The following is a 21001-nucleotide window of genomic DNA, read 5'->3' on the forward strand; positions in this document are numbered from 1 at the left end:
AGCGTCGACTGCTTCCCCGACCGGCCCGAGCCTCCCCCGTGCAGTTTCCCGGCGCCCTCGCGCGGCGATGCCCAGCACCGGGCTGGGCCGCCTCGCCGACCGCACCCCATCTGCCCGCGCGCCGTCGACGCTGCGCCCGCCCACCGACTGCACGCGAGCTGTGCGCAGTGCCTGCCGGGGCGACCCGCTGAGGAGAGTCCCGCACCGCACGCGAGATGCACCCGATGCCGCATGGGGGCCATCCGCCGGGCGGGCACCCGGTTGCCGTAGCGGGGACCGGGCAGGGTTGTCCGTTTCCGGTCAGGTTTGCGGGGCGGCCTTGACATCGATGTCACCCGCGCGTTGAGCTTCCGGGGCCCCGGGATGACCGAGTCCCGGGCCCCGATCCCCTGACGAACTGGGAGCAATGATGCCCCGAAGCGCCAGACCGTTGCACGCCGTGCTCGCCGCGGCGGTGGCGGCTGCGGGCCTGGTCGTCCTGCCCGCCGCGGCCGGTGCCGCGCCGGGCGAGGCCGCCCCGCCGGACTTCGTTTCTTCGTTCGAACCGAACGACCCGCAACCGATCCAGGATGCTGTCGACACCGATGCCGCCGGGAAGCCGCGGGCTTCGGGGGTGGACGGCGCGAACGGGACCGCGATCCCCGGCGACATCCGGGGCAAAGTCACCGACGTCAGCGCGACCAGCGAGAACACCGGCGGCGGCGAGGCCGCGGCGAATCTGATCGACGGCAGCACCGGCACGAAGTGGCTGTCGTGGGAGCCGGCCGCGTCGGTGACGTTCACGCTGTCGGAGCCGACGAAGATCACGCACTACGCGGTCTCCTCGGCCAACGACTCGCCCGGCCGCGACCCGCAGGACTGGACGCTGCGCGGTTCGGACGACGGCAAGACGTGGACCGATCTGGACAAGCAGTCGGGCCAGTCGTTCGGCAAGCGGTTCCAGCAGAACGACTACAAGCTGTCCGCCCCGAGCGCGCCGTACCGGTACTACCAGCTGGAAGTCACGCGCAACCACGGCGACGACATCATGCAGTTCTCGGAGCTGCTGCTGGCCAACGACGATCCGGCCCCGCCGCCGTTGCCGAACATGCGCAGCGTCGTGGATTCCGGCCCGAGCCAGGGCTACACCAACAAGAACCGGGTCGGGTTCACCGGCAAGAAGGCGTTCCGGTACTCCGGCAGCCAGCCCAAGGCCGGGCACGGCTACTCCTACAACAAGGTCTACGACGTCGACCTCCCGGTGACCGCGACGACCGAGCTGTCGTACAAGGTGCAGCCGCAGTTCGTCGAGGGCGATCTGAAGTACCCGAGCACGAACGTCGCGGTCGACCTGGACTTCACCGACGGCACGCGGCTGCGCGACCTCGGCGCGACCGACCAGTACGGGTTCCCGCTGACGCCGGAGGGCCAGGGCGCGAGCAAGGTCCTCTACGCGAACCAGTGGAACCTGGTGCGGTCGGCGATCGGGCGGGTCGCCGCGGGCAAGACGATCGACCGGATCGCGATCGGCTACGACAACCCGAACGGGCCGGCGCAGTTCGCGGGCTGGCTGGACGATCTGAAGATCTCCGCGACGCCGACGCCGCCTGCCAGCACCCGGCCCAGCGACAACGTGCTCACCACGCGCGGCACGCTCGCGAACGGCACGTTCTCGCGCGGCAACAACTTCCCGGCGACCGCGGTGCCGCACGGCTTCAACTTCTGGACTCCGGTGACCGACGCGGGTTCGGCGAGCTGGCTGTACAACTACCATTCGCAGAACAACGCGGACAATCTCCCGCAGTTGCAGGCGTTCAGCGTGAGCCACGAGCCGAGCCCGTGGATGGGCGACCGGCAGAGCTTCCAGGTGATGCCGTCGGCCGCGAGCGGGGTGCCGGAGGCGAACCGCGACAAGCGGGCGCTGCCGTTCACGCACGACAACGAGGTGGCGCGGGCGCATTACTACGGCGTCACGTTCCAGAACGGGATCAAGACCGAGATCGCGCCGGCGGATCACGCGGCGCTGCTCCGGTTCTCCTTCCCGGGCGCTGATTCCAGCCTGGTCTTCGACAACGTCAACAACTCCGGCGGGCTCACGCTCGACCCGGCGCACGGCACGCTCAGCGGGTACTCCGACGCGAAGAGCGGGCTGTCCGCGGGCGCCGGGCGGATGTTCGTCTACGCGACGTTCGACAAGCCCGTCACGACCGGCGGCAAGCTGACCGGGCAGAACCGCGACAACGTGACCGGCTATCTGCGGTTCGACGCGGGCGCGGACAAGACGGTGACGATGCGGATCGCGACGTCGCTGATCAGCGTGGACCAGGCGAAGAAGAACCTGGAGCAGGAGATCGCCCCGAACGCCGGGTTCGACTCGGTGCGGGACGCGGCGCAGCAGGCGTGGGACAAGCAGCTCGGCGTGATCGAGGTCGAGGGCGCGTCGAAGGACCAGCTGGAGACGCTGTACTCCAACCTGTACCGGCTGTTCCTGTACCCGAACGAGGGCTTCGAGAACGCCGGCACGAAGGAGGCGCCGAAGTACCGGTACGCGAGCCCGGTGTCGCCGAAGACCGGCACGGACACCGCGACGCAGACCGGGTCGAAGGTCGTCGACGGGCAGACGTATGTGAACAACGGCTTCTGGGACACCTACCGGACCACCTGGCCCGCCTACTCGCTGCTCACGCCGGACATGGCGGGCAAGATGGTGGACGGTTTCGTGCAGCAGTACCGCGACGGCGGCTGGATCGCGCGCTGGTCCTCCCCCGGTTACGCGGACCTGATGACCGGTACCAGCTCGGATGTCGCGTTCGCCGACGCCTACCAGAAGGGCGTGACGAACTTCGATGTCGAGTCGGCCTACGACGCGGCGTTGAAGAACGCGACGGTGACGCCGCCGAACTCGGCGGTCGGCCGCAAGGGTCTGGACCAGTCGGAGTTCCTGGGCTACACGCCGAATTCGACCGGCGAGGGCTTCTCGTGGGCGATCGAGGGCTACGTCAACGACTTCGGCATCGCGAACCTGTCGAAGAAGCTGTACGACCAGGCCAAGGCGGACGATCCGCGCAAGGCGGAGTACCTGGAGAACTACCAGTACTTCACCAGCCGGGCGCAGCAGTACGTGAACCTGTTCGACCCGAGCACCGGGTTCTTCCAGGGCAAGGACGCGAGCGGGAAGTTCACGAAGGCCAAGGCCGGCTACGACCCTCGCCAGTGGGGCGGGGACTACACCGAGACCGACGGCTGGAACATGGCCTTCACCGTGCCGCAGGACGGGCAGGGGCTGGCGAATCTCTACGGCGGCAAGGACAAGCTGGGTGCCAAGCTCGACCAGTTCTTCGCCGACCAGGAGACCGCGAACTTCCCGGGCAGCTACGGCGGCGTGATCCACGAGATGCGGGAGGCGCGGGACGTGCGGATGGGCCAGTACGGCCACTCCAACCAGCCCTCGCACCACATCCTTTACATGTACGACTACGCGGGCCAGCCGGCGAAGACGCAGGCGAAGGTGCGCGAAGCGGTGTCGCGGCTGTACACCGGCAGTGAGTTGGGCCAGGGCTACGCGGGCGACGAGGACAACGGCGAGATGTCCGCGTGGTACGTGTTCAGCGCGCTGGGCTTCTACCCGCTGCAGATGGGCAGCCCGGACTACGCGATCGGGTCGCCGCTGTTCACCAAGGCGACTGTGCACCTGCCCGGCGGGGACCTGGTGATCAACGCGCCGAAGAACTCGGCGAAGAACGTCTATGTCCAGGGCCTGAAGGTCAACGGGAAGAACTGGACGTCGACGTCGCTGCCGCACGACGTGCTCGCCCACGGCGCCACGCTCGACTTCGACATGGGCCCGAACCCGTCGACGTGGGGCACCGGCGCGGGCGACGCGCCGAAGTCGATCACCACGGGCGACGCGGTTCCGACGCCGCTGCACGACGAAACCGGACCGGGGCTGGGCACGCTGTCCACTTCGGACGGTTCGGACGCGTCGGCGTTGCTGGACAACACCTCGCGCACGCAGGCGAAGGTGACCGGTGCGGTGCAGTACCAGCTGAAGTCGACCGACGAGGCGGTCACCCACTACACGCTCACCTCCGGCACCGGAGCGGGCGACGCGAAGAGCTGGACGCTGAAGGGGTCTTATGACGGGAAGACCTGGACGGTCGCCGATCAGCAGACCGACCAGTCGTTCCAGTGGCGGCAGCAGACCCGGGCGTTCGCGGTGAAGAACCCGGCGCATTACGCCTACTACCGGCTGGAGGTCACCGCGGCCACCGGCGGTCCGGCGACACTGGCGGAGTTCGAGCTGCTGGGCCGTCCGGACGCGTCGTGCGGCAAGACGCTGACCGGCGTGCAGAACGGCCCGCTGACCGTGTCGAGCGGCGTGGTGTGCCTGAACGGCGCGACGGTGTCGGGTCCGGTGAGTGTGGCGCGCGGCGCTTCGCTGATCGTGCGCGGCGGGCAGATCAAGGGCCCGATCGCGGCGGCCGGTGCGGCGCAGGTGGTGCTGAACCGGACGAAGGTGGCCGGTCCGGTGTCGATCACTGGCAGCACCGGTCCGGTGTCGATCGAGCTGACCGACGTCTCCGGCCCGGTGAACCTGACCGGGAACCAGGGGCCGTTGATCGCGAGCAGCACCGTGGGCGGGCCGCTGGCCTGCACGGGCAACTCCCCCGCGCCGACGGATCACGACCTCGCCAACACCGTCCGCGGTCCGTCCGCCGGGCAGTGCGCGAAGTTCTGACCGGCTGATTCCAGGAAGATCGCCGCTGGCCAGGGGCTCGGATCCGTTCCGGGTTCCTGGCCCGCGGCAGATCGGCTCCTTGTCCGGGCAGCCGGCTTCGGTCCGGGTCGCGGCTGACGACGGTGCGGGATCCGCCGAGCTGCAGCTTATTGGGTGGCTGGTGCATCCAGCGCCGTGCGCGCCACCCTCACCGACGCCCAACTCGTCACTCTCACCGAAGCGCACGGCGGCCGTGCGGAACCCGGCTGGTGGGACCGGGCGAAGCGGCACAGTCTCGGCTGGGTCAGCGCGCACGACGGCGACACGTTGGTCGGCTTCGCGAACGTGGCGTGGGACGGCGCGGATCACGCGTTCCTGCTCGACCCGAAGGTCCACGGAGACTGGCAGCACCGCGGCATCGGCACCGAACTCGTCCGCCGGGCGAGGGACGCCGCGAGAGACGCGGGCTGCGAGTGGCTGCACGTGGACTTCGAACCGCATTTGCGCCCGTTCTACTTCGACGCTTGCGGCTTCGCTTCCACCGATGCGGGGTTGATCCGGTTCACCGCGAGCTGATCCGGTGCGGGAGCGATTACCGTGGGGACCGTGACCACGGCTGCGTTCTTCTCCTCGTTCGAAGCGGGCGATCCGCAGCCGCTCGCGGGGGCGCGGGTGGACAGCGGGCCGCGCCGGTCGCCGACCGCGAAGACCGGCGTCGGGTTCACCGGGTTGAAAGCCTTGCGCTATCAGGCCGGGCCCACCGTGACACTGTTCGAGGTGGACATTCCGGTCACTGACCACAGTGCACTGTCGTATGTGGTCTTCCCGGCCTCCGACGGTCCGGTGCCGAGCTACCGCAGCACGCACGTCGCGCTCGATGTCGAGTTCGACGACGGCAGCCGCGCCGGGTTCGCGCCGGACGCGAAAACGCTCTGCGTCGATCAGTGGAACCTGGTGCGTCGTCCGCTCAAAGCGTTCGCGGGACGGCGGGTGCGGCGGATCCTGCTGACGACCGCGTTCGACGGAGACGGGACGGGCTGGCTGGACGACGTCCGGATCGCCGGGCGTCCGCCGGAGCGCAAGGACCCGGTCGACTGGGTCCGCACGACCCGCGGCACGCATTCCAGCGGCGAGTTCTCCCGCGGCAACACCTTCCCGGCCACCGCTGTCCCGCACGGGTTCAACTTCTGGACCCCGGTCACCGACGCGCGGGCGCTGAACTGGTTCTACTCCTACCACCGGCACAACGACGCGCGGAACGAGCCGCGGCTGCAGGCGTTCGGGCTCAGCCATCAGCCGAGTCCGTGGATGGGCGACCGGCACACCTTTCACCTCATGCCCGGCACCGGCCCGGTCGAGCCGGACCGCGTGCGGCGTTCGCTGGCGTTCGGCCACGACGCCGAGACCGACCGGCCGCACCATTACCGCGTGCGGTTCCGCGGCGGCATCACCGCCGAGGTCGCACCGGCCGAGCACGCGGCGATGTTCCGGTTCGCGTTCCCGTCCGGACGCGGCTGGGTGCTGTTCGACAACGCCCGCAACCGCGGCGGTCTTCGCATCGACGCCGAGCGCGGGATCGTCACCGGGCACACGTGGGTGCGAAGCGGGCTGTCGACCGGCGCGCGGCGGATGTTCGTCTACGCCGAAGCTGATCAGCGGCCCTCCGGCGGCGGGCGGATCCGGCGGCCGTTCTGGCGAACGGTGACCGGGAGCTTGGAGTTCGCCGCGTCCGAGATGACGCTGCGGATCGCGACGTCGCTGATCAGTCTCGCGCAGGCGAAACGCAACCTGGCGCTGGAAATCCCGGCGGGCACGACGTTCGACCGGGTCCGGGACCAGGCACGGGAACGCTGGCAGGAGGTGCTCGGCCGCGTCGAAGTGGAAGGCGCGTCCGAGGACGAGCTGACCACTTTCTACTCCTGCCTCTACCGGCTGTTCCTGTACCCGAACGTCGCGCACGAGAACACGCCGCGCGGCATCCGGCACGCGAGCCCGGTCGTGCGGAGTTTCCGGCCGAGCACGCGGCGGCGCACCGGCGCGAAGGTCGTGGACGGCGAGTTGTACGTCAACAACGGCTTCTGGGACACCTACCGCACCGCCTGGCCCGCGTACGCGCTGCTCGCGCCGCGCCAGTGCGGCCGGATGATCGACGGTTTCGTGCAGCAGTACCGCGAAGGCGGCTGGATCGCCCGTTGGTCCTCCCCTGGCTACGCCGACTTGATGACCGGCACCAGCTCCGATGTCGCGTTCGCCGACGCCTACTTGAAGGGCGTCACGAACTTCGACGTCGAAGCCGCCTACGACGCCGCGCTCAAGAACGCCACTGTCAGCCCGCCACGCAAAGGTGTCGGCCGCAAGGGGCTCGACCGCTCCGTGTTCCTCGGCTACACGCCGACCTCGACGCGCGGTGGCCTGTCCTGGGCGCTCGAAGGCTGTCTCAACGACTTCGGCCTCGCCAACCTGTCCGACGCGCTCGCCCGGGAAAGCAGCGGCGCGCGAGCCCGCCGGTTCGCCGACAACGCCGTCTACTTCCGCCAGCGCGCCCAGCATTACGCCAACCACTTCGACACACGGATCGGCTTCTTCCAGGGCCGCGGCCTCGACGGCGGCTGGCGGCACCCGGCTGACGGGTTCGATCCGACGGTGTGGGGTCCGGATTATGTGGAGACCAACGCCTGGAACACCGCGTTCTCCGTGCCGCACGACGGTCCCGGTCTCGCCGCGCTCCACGGCGGACCCGAAGCGCTGGAAGCGAAACTCGACGAGTTCTTCCGGCTCCCGGAGACCGGCCATGGCGGCCGGATCCACGAGATGACCGAGGCCCGGGACGTGCGGATGGGCCAATACGCGCATTCCAACCAGCCCTCGCACCACATCCCGTTCGTCTACGCCTTCACCGGGGCGCAGGCGAAGCTGCAGCGGACCGTCCGCGAGGTGCTGCGGCGGCTGTACCTCGGCAGCGAACTCGGCCAGGGCTATCCCGGGGACGAGGACAACGGGGAAATGTCGGCCTGGTATGTCTTCACCGCCCTCGGTCTCTACCCGCTGGCGGTCGGCAGCCCGCGGTACGTGGTGTGCGCGCCGCTGTTCCGCTCCGCCACCGTGCACCTCGACAACGGAAAGGACCTGGTGATCCGAGCGCCCCGGGCCGCGACCGACACGCCTTACGTGCACGGCCTGACGGTCGACGGCGAACCGCACCCTTCGGCCACCCTCGCGCACGCGGTCCTCGCCCGCGGCGCGGTGCTGGAGTTCGACGTCCGCGCCGAGCCCGGCGACTGGGGCACGGAACCGGTCGCCCCGGTCTCCCCCGCGCCGCTGCGCGACCTCACCATGCACGGCGTTCTGTCGGACGACACCAGCCGCACCCAAGCCGTCTTCCGCACGCCAAGGCCGACCATCGCCTTCACCGCCGAAGGCGAGCCGCGCGAGGTTGTGCTCTACACGCTCACCTCCGGCAGCCGCGCGGGCGATCCGAAGGACTGGGTGCTCGAAGGCTCCGAAGACGGCCAGCAGTGGCGGATCCTGGACGAACGCTCCGGTGAGGTGTTCCGGTGGCGGCGCCAGACCCGGCCGTTCGTGCTCGCCGATCCCGCCGCGTGCCGGCACTACCGGCTGCGGGTCCGAGCCTCGACCCGGCGCCGCGTCGTCCTCGCCCAGTGGGAACTATTGGGCTTCGACGACCCGCCAGGGTCGCCGGATCGAAACTCTCCCTTCCCACCGCCGCGCTGAACCGGCGTCCCGTTCAGCCCGAAGGCGTGGAGCCGCGCCGGGACGGAAAGTCCGGGCGTCGACGGGCGGCGAAAGCGTCCAGCCCCGCACGAGCATCGGCCGAGGTGAAGGCCTTCTGACCGTAGAGAGCTTCACTGTGGAAGGCCTGATCCTGCGGGAGGTCGCCGAGACGGAGCACGGCCTCCTTCACCGTCGCCAGCGCGGTGCCGCTCTTCTCGGTCAGCCGGTGTGCCCGGCGGAGCGCTGTGTCCATCAGCTGCGCGGCCGGAACGACCTCGTTGAGCAATCCGTACCGCAACGCGCGCTCAGCCGTGATCCGGTCGCCTTCCAGCATGAGTTCCATCGCCCACACGTACGGGATCTGGCGAGCGAGCCGGGTGAGGGTGCCGCCTGCGGGCACGACCCCGACGCCGGTCTCGGGCAGGCCGAACTCGGCGGTCTCCGCCGCGATCCGGATCTCGGTCGAGAGCATGATCTCGAACCCGCCGCCGAGGCAGAGCCCGTTGACCGCGGCGATCACCGGCTTGAACAGCGTGGTGTGCTTCTGGTGCGCGCCGTCCCACTCCGAGATGTCGAAGCGTCCTTCGGCGAGCGCCGGGATCGACTCGGCGAGGTCGGCGCCGACGCAGAACGCCCGGTCGCCGCTGCCGGTGAGCACGGCGACCGCGATCGCGTCGTCGTCGCGCACCTCGTCGAACGCCGCGCCCAGCTCCTCGTACATCGCCAGGGTCAGCGCGTTGAGCTTGTCCGGCCGGTCGAACCGGATGACCGCGACGGCCCCGTCGCGGTCCAGGGTGATGCCGCCCATCAGATCGCGCCCTTCTCGCGCAGGTCCGCGATCTCCGCTTCGTCGAGGCCGGCGAGCGCGCGGAGCACGGTGTCGGAGTGCTCGCCGGTTTTCGGGGCCAGGCCGCGAGGCTGGGCGGGCGTTCCGCCGAGTTTGATGGGCGAGCCGAACATGCGCAGCTCGCCGAACTCCGGGTACTCGACGTCGACGACCATGTCGCGCGCGGCGATCTGCGGGTCCTCCACCACCTCGCCGATGTCCTTGACCGCGCTGAGCGGAACGGCGTCGCCGACGATCTCCTCCAGTTCGGTTTTCGTCTTGTCCGCGAACCACTCGTGCAGCAACGGCCGGATGCGCCGCTCGTAGACCGCGGGGTCGAACCGCTTGGCCATGGTGTCGATCTCCGGGTCCTCGACGAGTTCGGACCTGCCGAACAGATGGCAGGAAAGCCGCCAGAACTTGTCGGTGTAGCCGCCGAAGAACACGAACCCGTCCTTGCACGGGTAGAGCTCGTAGGGTTTGACGAACGGATGCTCGTTGCCCAGCGGCGACGGCACCTTCCCGTCCACTGTGTAGGAGACGACGGCGTTCTCGGTCAGGCTGAGCACCGAATCCTGCTGCGACACGTCGACGAGCTGGCCGTGGCCGGTCCGCTCCGCGTGCCGCAGCGCGGCGAGGGTTCCGATGACGGCGTACATCGTCGCCGACAGGTCGCCGATGATGGTGCCGACGCGCACCGGAGGCCGGTCGGCGAAGCCGTTCATCGACCACAGCCCGCCGGTCGCCTGCGCGCTGTTGTCGTAGGCGGGACGGCGGCGGTAGGGGCCGGTCTGCCCGTAGCCGGAGATCGCCGTGTACACCAGCCGCGGGTTTTCCTTCCGCAGCACGGGATAGCCGACGCCGAGCTTGTCCATCGTGCCGGGCCGGAAGTTCTCGACGAGGACGTCGGCGCTGCGCGCCAGCTTCCGCAGGGTCGCTTTTCCCTCCTCGGTGGACAGATCGAGGGTGAGGCCGAACTTGTTCCGGTTGAACTGCGCGAAGAACCCGCTGAACTTCTCCCCGGCCGCGGACTCCAGCACGGGCGGGAAGTCGCGGGCGTAGTCCGGGTCCTTCGGGTTCTCGATCTTGATCACGGTCGCGCCGAGGTCGGCGAGCAGCATCGAGCAGAACGGCCCGGCGACGACCCGCGTGATGTCCAGCACCACGACCCCGCGCAGCGCGCCGTGTGACTGCCCGCCCGGCAGCATCCCCGCGAGGGCCTCGTCCAGCGGGCTGCCGGACCTGCGGTCACTCGTGCTCATTGAAACTCCTGATCATCGGAAACCTCGTCATCGCGCGACGGCCTCGACCCGGATTCGCGCGTCCAGGAGCGTCCCGCACGAGGGACTGTAGAACTCGTCGATCAGCACGCGGTGGCCGTGCTCGCGGGGCCGCACCCGCACCCCGTGCGCGGCGAGCCGTTCCGCTGCGACGTGGGTGACTTTCCTTGCGCTGTCCCGCCAATCGTCCCCGGAGCCCAGCCGCGCGCCCGAAGCGGGCACATACCAGCCGTCGGGGTCGCGGCGCGGTGCCGAGGAACCCGCGGCCGCGGCCGACGACACCTGTTCGCCAGGCGCCTCGCCGAGCCGTTGCTCGCGGAGCGCGGCCCTGGCGCGTTCCGTCGCGGTTTCGTCCGCGACGCCGTCCTGTACGAGCACACCGTAGGTTCCGGCCGCGACCTCGGCGGTGACGTACCCGTTGCGGACGTCGGCCGCCACGAGCTGCGGGTCCCGCAGGAGCGGGTCGCCGTAACCGCCTCCGCCCGCGATCCATTCGACGAACACGTCTCCGGACCGGATGGTCACCGACTGCTGGTTGATCGCCAGCAGCTCGCGTTCCGCGGCGCTCAGCGCCTCGCGAGTGGGCACCCGGCCGTCCCGGAGCAACTGGGCGACGTCGGTGCCGCGCCACACTTCGTGGCCGCTGCCGCCGCCGGGCAGCCCGCCGCCGAACCCGTCGGCGGTGACCTGCGCGCTCGGGGCGAAGACCGTCTGCGTGACTTCGCGGGCGCCGTGCAGCGTCCAGGCGAACCGCAGCCCGAGGCCGCCGCGGTGCGCGCCATGGCCCGCGCTCTCGATGTTGAGCTGCTTCCACAGGTACAGCACCGGGTAGAGCATCTCGTTCATCTCGACGTCCGGGAGCATGTTGTTGACCTGGGTCATCATCCCGGCGCAGTCGAGGCCGTCGCTGTCCGGCTGCGCGCCGGCGCCCATCCCGCCGCCGTCCATGTTGAACAGCACGAAGTATTCGCCGTCCTCGGCGGTCCCCGCCGAGATCCCGCCGGTCCACGAATCGCCCCAGCCGCCCTGGGTGCGGGCGCGGACGACCTCGTCCGCGCTGGCGCGGCAGGCGTCGTTCATCAGCTTGGTGACCAGGCGGCTGACCCGGGCTCCGGTGGTGAGATGCCCGTTGCTGATCGGTGCCGGCGGCCGCGGGTTCACGATGGAGCCCGGTTCGGCGACGATGTCGAACGCGGTCATCACGCCCTCGTTGAACGGCACGTCCCACGCGAGGATCGGCACCACGGCGGTCGCGACGCTGCCGACGAGCGCACCGTAGCTGCAGTTGACGAAACCGCCGGTCTGCTCACTGGAACCGCTGAAATCGAAGGTGATCTGGTTTTCGCGCTTGGTCATGGTGCACGCGACGCGGTACAGCCCGTCGACGTGCCCGTTGTGCTCGGTCCATTCCTCGGCGGTGTAGGTCCCGTCGGGGATCTGCGCGATGCGCTCGCGCACCACTTGTTCGGCGAGTTCGAACGACAGCCTCGTGTAGTCGCGGAACCGGTCGAGCCCGAACTCCCCGATCGTGCCGAGCAGCCTGCGGATGCCGGTGTTGTTGCTGGCCACCAGGCTGCGGACGTCGTTCCAGAACAACGCGGGGACCCGGACGTTGTTGAGCAGGATCCGCCGGACCCACTCCACGGGTTCGCCGCGCTCGAAGATCTTGACCCCCGGCGGCAGCCGCAGCGCCTCGGCATAGCAGTCGAGCGCGCCGGGAGCGAACCCGCCGGGCGTCATGCCGCCCACGTCGACGAGGTGCGCCTGCGACTGCGCCCAGCCGATCAGCTCGTCGCCGTGGAAGATCGGGGAGATCACGTTGGTGTCCGGCGGGTGGCTCGCGCCCGCGGTGTGCGGGTCGTTGCAGATGAACGCGTCGCCCGGGGCCAGCGGCTCGCCCTCGATCGCCTTCACCAGGTTCTGCACGGCCACGCTGCCGGAGCCGATGTGGAACTGGACGTAGTCGGAGTAGGCGTAGATGCGGCCGGCCGGGTCGAACAGCGCGGTGTTGAAGTCGCCGGCCTCGGTGATCACCGGCGAGCCGGACGAGCGGATCATCGCGATGCCCATCTCCTCCACGATGGAGTCCAGGCGCATCCGGATCACTTCGAGCGTGACGGGGTCGAAGCCGGGCGGCAGGGGTTGTGCGGGCTGCGGGGTCATGGGCGTCTCCTTTGACGGACGGGAATTCAGGCGAGGCGCATCAGGAAGTCGCCGGCGCCGGTCAGCTCGACGGTGGCTCCGGTCGGGACGTACACGGTCGTGTCCGGCTCCTCCAGCAGGCACGGCCCGCTCGCCTTGCCGAGCGCGGCGAAACCGCGGTGCACCTCGACCTCGGTGCGTTCGCCGGTCAGCGGTTCGAGCACCCCGCGGACGGTGCGTTCGTGCCGCTCCCCCGCCGCGCCGCCGAGGTGGCGGACCTTCTGGACGTCGCTGCGCCCGACGGCGCGCACCCGGGAGTTGACGAGCAGGATGCCGGCCTCGGTCCAGGCGGTGCCCGCGCCGAACTCCTCCTCGTAGTCGGCGACGAACCGGGCGCGCAGCGCCTCCTTGTCCGCCTCCCCGAAGGTCCCGGCGGGCAGATGCGTGGTGACCTCGAAGATCTGGCCGACGAACTTCATGTCCGCCTCGCGGTGCAGTTCCCGGCGGTCCTCGGGGATGCCCTCGGACTCGAACCACGCGCGGGCGCGCCGTTCGAGCGCGGCGAATTCCTTGTCCAGCGCGGCCGCGGGCTGGTCCATCGTCCACGGGCTGGTCTGCACGGCCGAGAACACCGAGTCGGCGTGCATCAGCCCGTGCGCGGAGAACACGGCCGCGTTGTTCGGGATCACGACCTCCCGCACGCCTGCCTCGGCGGCGATCGCGGCGGCGAACAGCCCGCACGCGCCGCCGAAGCCGACGAGGGTGAACTCGCGCGGGTCATGGCCGCGATTGACGGTGATCTTGCGCAGGGCGTTGGACATCTGCGAGGCCGCGAGCCGGTAGACGCCCTGCGCCGCGGCGTCCTCGGTGATGCCCAGCGGCTCGGCCACGCACGTGCGCAGTGCCGCCCGCGCCTGGTCCTCGTAGAGCGGGACGGTGCCGCCGAGGTAGTAGTCCGGGTTGATCAGGCCGAGCACCAGCGCCGCGTCGGTGACCGCGGGCCGGGTGCCGCCCTTGCCATAGCAGGCCGGTCCCGGGACGGAACCCGCGCTGTGCGGGCCGACGCGCAGCAGGTTGCGCCCGTCGACCCAGGCGAGGCTGCCGCCGCCCGCGCCGATGGTCTCGATGTCCACCGCGGTGAGGCTGGTCGGCAGGCCGCCGATCTCGGCGCGGGGCAGCAACCGGAACTCGTCGTCGATGATCGCCGCCGCGTCGAGGCTCGTGCCGCCCATGTCCGCGGTCAGCACGCGGTCGCGGCCCAGCTGCCGCCCGAGCAGCCGGGCGCCGGTGACGCCGCCGACCGGACCGGAGTTGAACATCGAGATCGGGGCTTTGCCGGTTTCCTCCACCGACAGGAACCCGCCGTGCACCTGCATGATCTGCACCCTGGTCCGCAGGCCCCGCGCCCGCAGTTCCTCGGCGAGCTGCTCGAAGTGGGAGGCGACGATCGGCTTGACCGCGGCGTCCAGTGCCGTGGTCACCATGCGCTCGTACTCGCGGTAGACCGGGGTGAGCGCGCTGGAGAGCGTGTAGGGCAGGTCCGGATGGTGCTTGCCGAGGTAGTCGCCGATGGCGTTCTCGTGCGCGGGATTGCGGAAGGACCAGAGCAGGCAGACCGCGAGGGTCTCCGCGCCGGCGTCCACCGCCGCGTTCACCGCGGCGGCGATCGCGTCCTCGGTGAGCGGCACCAGGACCTCGCCGTGCGCGTCGACCCGCTCGGCGACCTCGACGATGCGCCCGCGGTCCACGATGTCCGGGGGCGGCGACATCCGGTGGGGATCGCGTTCGTCGGTGCGCGCGGACCGCGCGATGCGCAGAGTGTCGCGGAACCCCTGGGTGGTCAGCAGGCCCACGGCGGCGTACTTCTGCTCGTCCACGGCGTTCGTGACGATGGTGTTGCCCAGGACGAACCGGTCCACCCCGGCGAAGAACTCGGCCTCGGTCAGGCCCGCGCGCTCCCGCAGCACCCCGAGCGCGCCGAGGATCCCGGTGGTCACGTCCCTGGTGGAGAACGCCTTCCCGCGGATGGCGCGCCCATCCGCGATCGCCACGGCGTCGGTGAACGTGCCGCCGACGTCGATGCCCACGTGAAGCGTCATGCTCGCTGTCTCCCTTGACTGCGTCGGTGCCGGTCGGCCGGCGGGGTCCCGCTCGCGGGTTCCGTCTCGCCGTGGCCTGGACGCTACGAGCGCGAGCCCCCGGCAGACTATGTATCGTCGATCCATCATTCACTGTGCAATCTGGACGATCGGCACATCGATCACGAGGAGTCCGCTGTGTCCGAGACGATTCCGGTCGACGTCGTCGTCCAGCTCCTGCGCGCGGTGCCCGCGGGCCCCGACGCCGATCCGGCCGCGGTGCTGGCGGACTCCGCGTTGTCCGAAGAGGACGCCGCCCGGATCGGCTACGAGATCCGGCGCCTGCACGCCACGTCCGGCCGGTGGCGCCGGCGCGGGCAGGAGCTGGCGGCGCTGTTCTCCTCGGCGCGGGAACTCGCGCAGCTGCGGGATGTGGACGAGCTGCTCGGGCGGCTGGTGGAACGGGCGCACGACCTCATGGGCACCGACGTGACCTACCTGTCCGAATTCGACGTCCGGACCCAGGAGCTGCGCGTCCGCACGACCCTGGGCACCACCGCGCCGTCCTTCCTCGGGCTGCGGGTGCCGCCGGGAATGGGGCTGGCGAGCCAGGTCGTGGAAGGACGGCGGCCCAGCTGGACCTCCCGGTACACGGTCATGACCGAGGCGCCGCACGATTCGGGCATCGACGCCGCTGTCGAGGCCGAGGGGCTCGTGTCGCTGCTCGGGGTTCCCCTGCTGGCCGAGGACGAGGTGCTCGGCGTCCTGTTCGCGGCCAACCGGGTCGAACACGCCTTCGCCCCGGAGGAGATCTCGCTGCTCTCGGCCTTCGCCGACCACGCCGCGGTGGTCCTGCAGACTGCCCGGCTGCTCGCCCGCGCCCAGGACTCGACCGCCGAAGCCCAGCACGCCTACCAGGAACTCGCCCGGCACGTCGAGGCGATGGAACGGGCCAGCGAGGTGCACACCGACCTGACCAACCTGGTGCTGCAGGGCGGCGGGTCACACGACGTCGCGACCGCCCTCGGGCGGGCACTGCGCTGCCGCGTCGAACTCCTGGACCCCGACGGCCTCGACGGCGCGGTCGGCGAAGCCGCCGACCGCAGCCGTCGAAGCGGACGGTGCGTGCGCGTCCGCGACCGCACCCACGTCGTCGCGGTCCTCGCCGGGAACAGCCTGCTCGGCGCCTTGCTCCTGTGGGAAGGCGAAGTCGAGTTCGGACCGGTCGAGCTGCGCACCGCCGAACGCGCGGCTCAGATCACGGCGCTGTTGCAGCTCAAACAGGACGCCATGGCCGAGGCGGAGCAACGGGTCCACGGCGACCTGCTCGCCGACCTGCTCGCCGACTCCCCCTACCGGCGTACCGACCTCGCCGTGCGCGCCCGCGCCCGCGACATCCGCCTTGACGAACTCCGTTCGGTGGTCGTCGTCGCGGTTCCGGCCGAACTGCGCAGGGAAGCCCTCCGCTCGCTCCGGCGCGCCGGAGGGCTCGTCGGCGAACACGCCGGGCACGTCGTCGCGTTCACCGCCGAGGCCGATCCGGCCGCGGCGAGCACCCGGATCCACGCGATGGCAGGCCGCGTCGCGCGGGTTCCCTTGTTGGCTGTCGGCGCGCACCTCGCCGAGGCGATCGACGACGCGCGGGACCAGGTCGGCACCGCCACCGCGTGCCTTCGGGTGCTGCCCTCGCTGGGGCTGGCCGACGCCGCGGTCACGACCGACGAATACCTGCCCTACACCGCGCTGTTCGGCCCCGGCGAGACGCGGGTGACGGCGTTCGTCCAGCGCGTCATCGGGCGGGTGCTGGACTGGGACGCCCAGCACGCGGGCACGCTGCTGCCCACGCTCGCGGCCTACCTGAACAACCGGATGAGCCCGGTCGCCACCGCCCGCGAACTCCATCTGCACAAGAACACGGTGCTGCAACGCCTGGACCGCGTCACCGAGCTGCTCGGGAAGGGCTGGCAGGGTCCGGACGAGCTGTTCCGCGTCACCGTCGCGGTGCGCCTCGCCCAGGTGGGCCGTCCGCGCTGAGCCCCGGGCGGCAGGGCTGTCGAACCATTCCGGACCGGGCTTTGCTGGACTCTTCGTCCATGTTCGGGCGGTGGCGGCGCCGCTAGCGTCGGCGCAGTCACCATCCGGAACCACATCGCAGTGGAGCTCGCATGTCGCGCACCAGCCGTATCCAGGGCCTCCGGGACCTCCCCGTCGAGGCCCGCCGCACGCTCGCCGCCGAGTCGGCCGGACTCGACGCAGGCCGGCTCGCGGCCTTCGATCCCGCGCGGGGGATCACGCTGGAGCTCGCCGATCACCTGATCGAGAACGTCGTCGGCGTGCTGGGGCTGCCGCTGGGGGTGGCCACGAACTTCGTCGTCAACGGCCGCGAGGTGCTCGTCCCGATGGCCACCGAGGAGGCGTCGGTGGTCGCCGCGGCCTCCAACTCGGCCAAGCTCGCCCGCGTCCACGGCGGGTTCTTCGCGTCCTCGACCGCGCCGATCATGCAGGCCCAGGTGCAGATCGTCGGCGCGGCCGACCCGGAGGCCGGGCGGATCAGGCTCCTGGAGGCCCGCGAGGAGCTCATCGAACTGGCCGACGCGCAGGACCCCCGGCTGGTCGAGGCCGGCGGCGGGGTCCGCGATCTGTCGGTCCGGGTCGTGCCGTCGCGGGCCGGCACCTACGTCGTGGCCCACCTGCAGGTCGACGTCCGCGACGCGATGGGAGCCAACGCGGTCAACACGATGGCGGAAGCGGTGGCGCAGCGGGCCGGCGCGATCGCGGGCGGCCGCACGCTGCTGCGCATCCTCACCAACAAAGCCGACCTGCGGCTCGCCCGCGCCCGCGCGGTCTTCGACGCGGAAACGCTCGGCGGCGCGGAAGTCGTCGACGACATCGTCCACGCCGCCGCGCTCGCCGAGGCCGACCCCTACCGTGCCGCCACGCACAACAAGGGGATCATGAACGGAATCTCGGCTGTCGTGCTCGCGACCGGCAACGACACCCGCGCGGTCGAAGCGGGCGCGCACTCGCACGCGGTCTCTCCCGCCGGGCGCTACACCTCCCTTTCCCGCTTCGAGAAGAACGGCGACGGCGACGTCGTCGGCACGTTGGAGCTGCCGATGCCGGTCGGGCTCGTCGGCGGTGCCACCAAGGTGCATCCCGTGGCACAGGCGGCGATCGCGCTGCTGGGCGTGACCAGCGCGGCCGAACTCGCCGAAATCATCGCGGCCGTCGGCCTCGCCCAGAACTTCGGCGCGGTCCGCGCCCTCGCCACGGAAGGAATCCAGCGCGGGCACATGTCCCTGCACGCCCGCAACATCGCCTCCACGGCGGGCGCCACCGGCGACGAGGTCGGCGCCGTCGTCGCCCGGCTCGTCGCCGACAAGAAGATCCACGCCGAGCACGCCAAGCGCGTGCTGGCGGAGCTGCGCGCCGGGAAGTGACCGGCCGGGCTCCGCCGTGCGGCGCAGCGACCGGGCGAGGCGTTCCCGCCCCGGCACCCGGAATTCGCCGCGACGACGGAGATTTCGGGCGCACGCGGAGGCATTCCCTCCGAAATGAGGCTTGTCCTCGTTTCGGCCCGGGTCTAATCTCCGGGCGATCAACGGCTCCCGCCGGGTCCTTTTTCCAGCGAGGGAAGGTGACCGCGATGAAGCGGACCGGCACTCGCGTCCCGCCGGGCGCGGACGAAGACCTCGCGCGGGTGCTGGATTCCGGCTCGTTCGCCGAGGCGCTGCGGGCCGCCGTCGCGCACCGCAGGCTGACGCTGCACGAACTCCAGCAGCGCCTGGCCTCGGCGGGGGTCCGGGTCAGCGCCACCACCCTGTCCTACTGGACCCGCGGCCGCACCCAGCCGGAACGGGCCGATTCCCTGCGGGCGGTGACCTTGCTGGAGGACATCCTCGCGCTGCCCGGCGGGTCGCTCGCCCGGCTGCTGCCGCCGCCGCGTCCGCGAGGTCCGGGCTGCCGCGTGCGCGTGACCGCGGGCTACCGGCAGCTGTGGGAGCCCGCGGAGACCCTGAGCCAGCTGATCGAGGAGGTCGGCGCACCCGATCAGGACCGGTTGCACATCGTCAGCGGCCACGACCGGCTCGCCATCGACGAGACCGGCGCCCGGCGCCGGATGTCGCTCAGTTTCGTGCTGCGGGCCCAGGCCGACCGGGTGCGGAGGCTCCTGGTCTTCCTCCACGAGGACGAGGGACGGCCGCTGCCCCAGGTCTCCGTGGCGCGAGGCGGCAGGCTGGGCCGGGTCCGCTGGGACGGCGGGACCGGGGTGCTGGTGGCCGAGGTGCTGCTGGACCGGCTGCTCGCCCGAGGGGAGACCGCAGTGGTGGAGTGCCTGCTGGAGTTCGCCGCGGACGCGCCGCGGAAATCCTTGTGGGAGCGGCGGTTCGGCCAGCCGATGAAGCACTATCTGCTCGAAGTGGACTTCGACCCGGCCGCCCCGCCGGTGCGGTGCTACCGGACGACCCGCGACAGCATCCAGCAGCCCGCCCGCGACGTCGGCGAAGTCGAGATCGACTCGGCCGGGCACGGGCACCTCGTGCTGCTGGACGTGCCCAACGGGTGCCACGGGCTGCGCTGGGAGTGGGCCTGACTCACTCCGCGGAGCGGACGCGCCGCCGGCGGACGGCCAGCCCGGCGGCCGCCGCGGCCGCGACGGCCGCCCCGCCCAGCCACCACCAGAGCACGCTCCCGGTTTCGTCGGGAGCCTGCGCGCGGGGCCCGTCGCCGGCGAAGCCGATCCCTCCCCGCCGCTGGTAGTCCGAGCCGGGCAGTTTGTCCGCGTACCGGCCGTGGACCTGCTGCTGGTAGCGGTCGAGCGGCACGAACCGGCCGACCGGGTTCTGCGGCAGGCTGGACTGCAGCAGCCGCACTCCCCCGTCGCTCAGCGCGTACCAGCCGTTGATCTGGGGCTCGTAAAGCAGCACCTCCCCGGCACCCAGCCCTGCCGACAGCCGGCGCTCGTCGTCGCCCGACAGCGCGCCCATCGCCCGCCACCCGGGCCCGTCCGGCACGACCTTGACCGTGGTGGGCGAACCGTCGGAAGTGGTCGCGACCACCGCGACGTAGCCGAGCCCGNCGAGCACGAAGTCCTTGCTCAGCACGTAAGCGGGAACGCCTTGGCCGGCGACGGCGACGGGGCCCGGCTCGGGCCTGCCGGGCTTGCGCAGATTGCTCCGGACCAAAGCGAGCGCCCGCGCGGAATGCGCCGCCTCGACGGCCGCGGCCACCTGCTCCGGGGACACCGGCCGCACCCCGGCCCAGGATTCGGCGCGGGCCGGCCGCGCGCCAAGGGAAAGGCCGAGGAAAACGAGGACCGCGACCAGGGCGGCGATCCGCCGCCGGTCCGGCAGCGCTGTGCCGAGGGCCATTGACTGCTCCCCATCGGGTGAAGCCGGGCTCCGGGCGAAACCGCCCGGAGCCCGGGAAACGGGCGGACGGGCGCGGTTACTGCTTGTCGATGCCGTAGACCGTGTTGGACCAGACGAACTCGCTGTTCTGCAGGTAATCGTTGTAGCCCATGGTCTGGTAGCGCTGGTAGGACGGCCACGGGTCGCCGAAATCGACCGTCTGCGCGCCCGAGTCGTAGCCGTAGAAGACCCGGGCGTGCCCGCCGCCGCTGCTCCAGTCGACCTGGGTGATGATCGGCTCGCCGGCGTTGATCTCGTTCTGCACCTCGCTGAACGAGATCGCGTCCTGGACCGCGGTGCCGGAGAACCCGGTCTGGTGCAGGCCCTGGGCCACTTCCGACATGTACGCCGGCTCGTTCGGGCAATTCCCCGCACTGGTGCCCTTGCCGGCCGCGCAGAACTCGGACTGCGTGGTGCCGGCTCCGAAGAACTGTTCGACGCTGGAGCCGTCGGCCGCCCAGCACCATTCGTTCTGGGTCTGCTCCTGCTGGGTGTAATTGAGCTGCGCGAACGGACGGGCGCTCGCGGCCGCGGCGCCCGGCGCGAGCCGGAACCGCTGCACGTCGTTCGAGTGCGGCGTGACGATCATGCCGGACGGCGCGGCACCCGGGTCCGCCGTGCCGGCGGCGGTCCCGGCGTGGGCGACCGGGACCGCCGTCAGCACGGTGAACAGCGCGCCCGCGCACACCGCGGCGGCTCGGGCAAAGGGAGGACGGGATTTGCTTTCCACGGGGGGACTCCTCAACTACCGGGAAAATGGCGGCATTGCTGTTTTCCGCTCGGCCGTGATCGGTGTTTTCCGGCCAAGAACAGTAAGAGATTAGCTAGCCGTGCAC

At 70.9% G+C, this 21001-nt stretch carries 12 protein-coding genes; 6 read left to right on the plus strand and 6 right to left on the minus strand.

Features of this window, described 5'->3' with window-relative positions; genetic code table 11:
• The first annotated feature begins 409 nt into the window (after positions 1–409).
• From A4R44_RS31540 to A4R44_RS31550, 3 genes are all read left to right on the plus strand, one after another.
• Complete coding sequence (locus A4R44_RS31540) at positions 410–4717, plus strand: GH92 family glycosyl hydrolase (RefSeq protein WP_067588939.1); 4308 nt, start codon at positions 410–412, stop codon at positions 4715–4717.
• A gap of 153 nt (positions 4718–4870) precedes the next feature.
• Positions 4871–5272, plus strand: a complete 402-nt coding sequence (locus tag A4R44_RS31545; RefSeq protein WP_067588791.1) for a GNAT family N-acetyltransferase — start codon at positions 4871–4873, stop codon at positions 5270–5272.
• 30 nt (positions 5273–5302) lie between these two features.
• Positions 5303–8428, plus strand: a complete 3126-nt coding sequence (locus tag A4R44_RS31550; protein ID WP_067588941.1) for a GH92 family glycosyl hydrolase — start codon at positions 5303–5305, stop codon at positions 8426–8428.
• Between the two features lie 13 nt (positions 8429–8441).
• Here A4R44_RS31550 and A4R44_RS31555 read toward each other — a convergent pair whose 3' ends face one another.
• Genes A4R44_RS31555 through A4R44_RS31570 form a run of 4 tightly spaced genes read right to left on the minus strand, consistent with a single transcriptional unit; the run spans position 8442 to position 14775 of the window.
• Positions 8442–9236: an enoyl-CoA hydratase/isomerase family protein gene (locus tag A4R44_RS31555; RefSeq protein ID WP_067588793.1), complete on the minus strand. Its 795-nt coding sequence runs from the start codon at positions 9234–9236 to the stop codon at positions 8442–8444.
• A complete protein-coding gene (locus A4R44_RS31560) occupies positions 9236–10516 on the minus strand; it encodes a CaiB/BaiF CoA-transferase family protein (RefSeq protein WP_232791871.1) in 1281 nt (426 codons plus the stop codon). The genes A4R44_RS31555 and A4R44_RS31560 overlap by 1 nt, the downstream gene beginning before the upstream one ends.
• 27 nt (positions 10517–10543) lie before the next feature.
• On the minus strand, positions 10544–12697 hold the full coding sequence (locus tag A4R44_RS31565) for a hydantoinase B/oxoprolinase family protein (RefSeq protein ID WP_067588798.1): 2154 nt from the start codon (positions 12695–12697) through the stop codon (positions 10544–10546).
• Between the two features lie 26 nt (positions 12698–12723).
• Positions 12724–14775, minus strand: a complete 2052-nt coding sequence (locus tag A4R44_RS31570) for a hydantoinase/oxoprolinase family protein (RefSeq protein ID WP_067588800.1) — start codon at positions 14773–14775, stop codon at positions 12724–12726.
• A 177-nt stretch (positions 14776–14952) separates the two neighbouring features.
• Between A4R44_RS31570 and A4R44_RS31575 the strand changes: the two genes are divergently transcribed.
• The 3 genes from A4R44_RS31575 (at position 14953) to A4R44_RS31585 (ending at position 19348) form a co-directional block, all read left to right on the plus strand.
• Positions 14953–16788: a helix-turn-helix domain-containing protein gene (locus A4R44_RS31575; RefSeq protein ID WP_067588802.1), complete on the plus strand. Its 1836-nt coding sequence runs from the start codon at positions 14953–14955 to the stop codon at positions 16786–16788.
• Positions 16789–16919: 131 nt separating this feature from the next.
• Positions 16920–18194: a hydroxymethylglutaryl-CoA reductase, degradative gene (locus A4R44_RS31580; protein WP_067588804.1), complete on the plus strand. Its 1275-nt coding sequence runs from the start codon at positions 16920–16922 to the stop codon at positions 18192–18194.
• Between the two features lie 206 nt (positions 18195–18400).
• The gene (locus tag A4R44_RS31585) at positions 18401–19348 is read left to right on the plus strand and encodes a hypothetical protein (protein ID WP_067588806.1); all 948 of its coding nucleotides are present in this window, start codon (positions 18401–18403) and stop codon (positions 19346–19348) included.
• Position 19349: 1 nt separating this feature from the next.
• On the opposite strand, the gene A4R44_RS52715 is transcribed toward A4R44_RS31585, so the two are convergent.
• Entirely contained in the window at positions 19350–20126 is a 777-nt protein-coding gene (locus A4R44_RS52715; RefSeq protein ID WP_067588808.1) for a hypothetical protein, read from the minus strand.
• Between the two features lie 76 nt (positions 20127–20202).
• Positions 20203–20895, minus strand: a complete 693-nt coding sequence (locus A4R44_RS31595) for a papain-like cysteine protease family protein (protein WP_067588810.1) — start codon at positions 20893–20895, stop codon at positions 20203–20205.
• Positions 20896–21001 lie beyond the last annotated feature (106 nt).

The organism is Amycolatopsis sp. M39 (genome assembly GCF_001651785.1).
Classification (GTDB): domain Bacteria; phylum Actinomycetota; class Actinomycetes; order Mycobacteriales; family Pseudonocardiaceae; genus Amycolatopsis; species Amycolatopsis rubida.

Coding starts and splice junctions, on each gene's coding strand:
- A4R44_RS31570 (WP_067588800.1), bottom strand. CDS start 14,775: ATGACGCTTCACGTGGGCATCGACGTCGGCGGCACGTTCACCGACGCC.
- A4R44_RS31585 (WP_067588806.1), top strand. CDS start 18,401: ATGAAGCGGACCGGCACTCGCGTCCCGCCGGGCGCGGACGAAGACCTC.
- A4R44_RS31580 (WP_067588804.1), top strand. CDS start 16,920: ATGTCGCGCACCAGCCGTATCCAGGGCCTCCGGGACCTCCCCGTCGAG.
- A4R44_RS31560 (WP_232791871.1), bottom strand. CDS start 10,516: ATGAGCACGAGTGACCGCAGGTCCGGCAGCCCGCTGGACGAGGCCCTC.
- A4R44_RS31555 (WP_067588793.1), bottom strand. CDS start 9,236: ATGGGCGGCATCACCCTGGACCGCGACGGGGCCGTCGCGGTCATCCGG.
- A4R44_RS31565 (WP_067588798.1), bottom strand. CDS start 12,697: ATGACCCCGCAGCCCGCACAACCCCTGCCGCCCGGCTTCGACCCCGTC.
- A4R44_RS31540 (WP_067588939.1), top strand. CDS start 410: ATGCCCCGAAGCGCCAGACCGTTGCACGCCGTGCTCGCCGCGGCGGTG.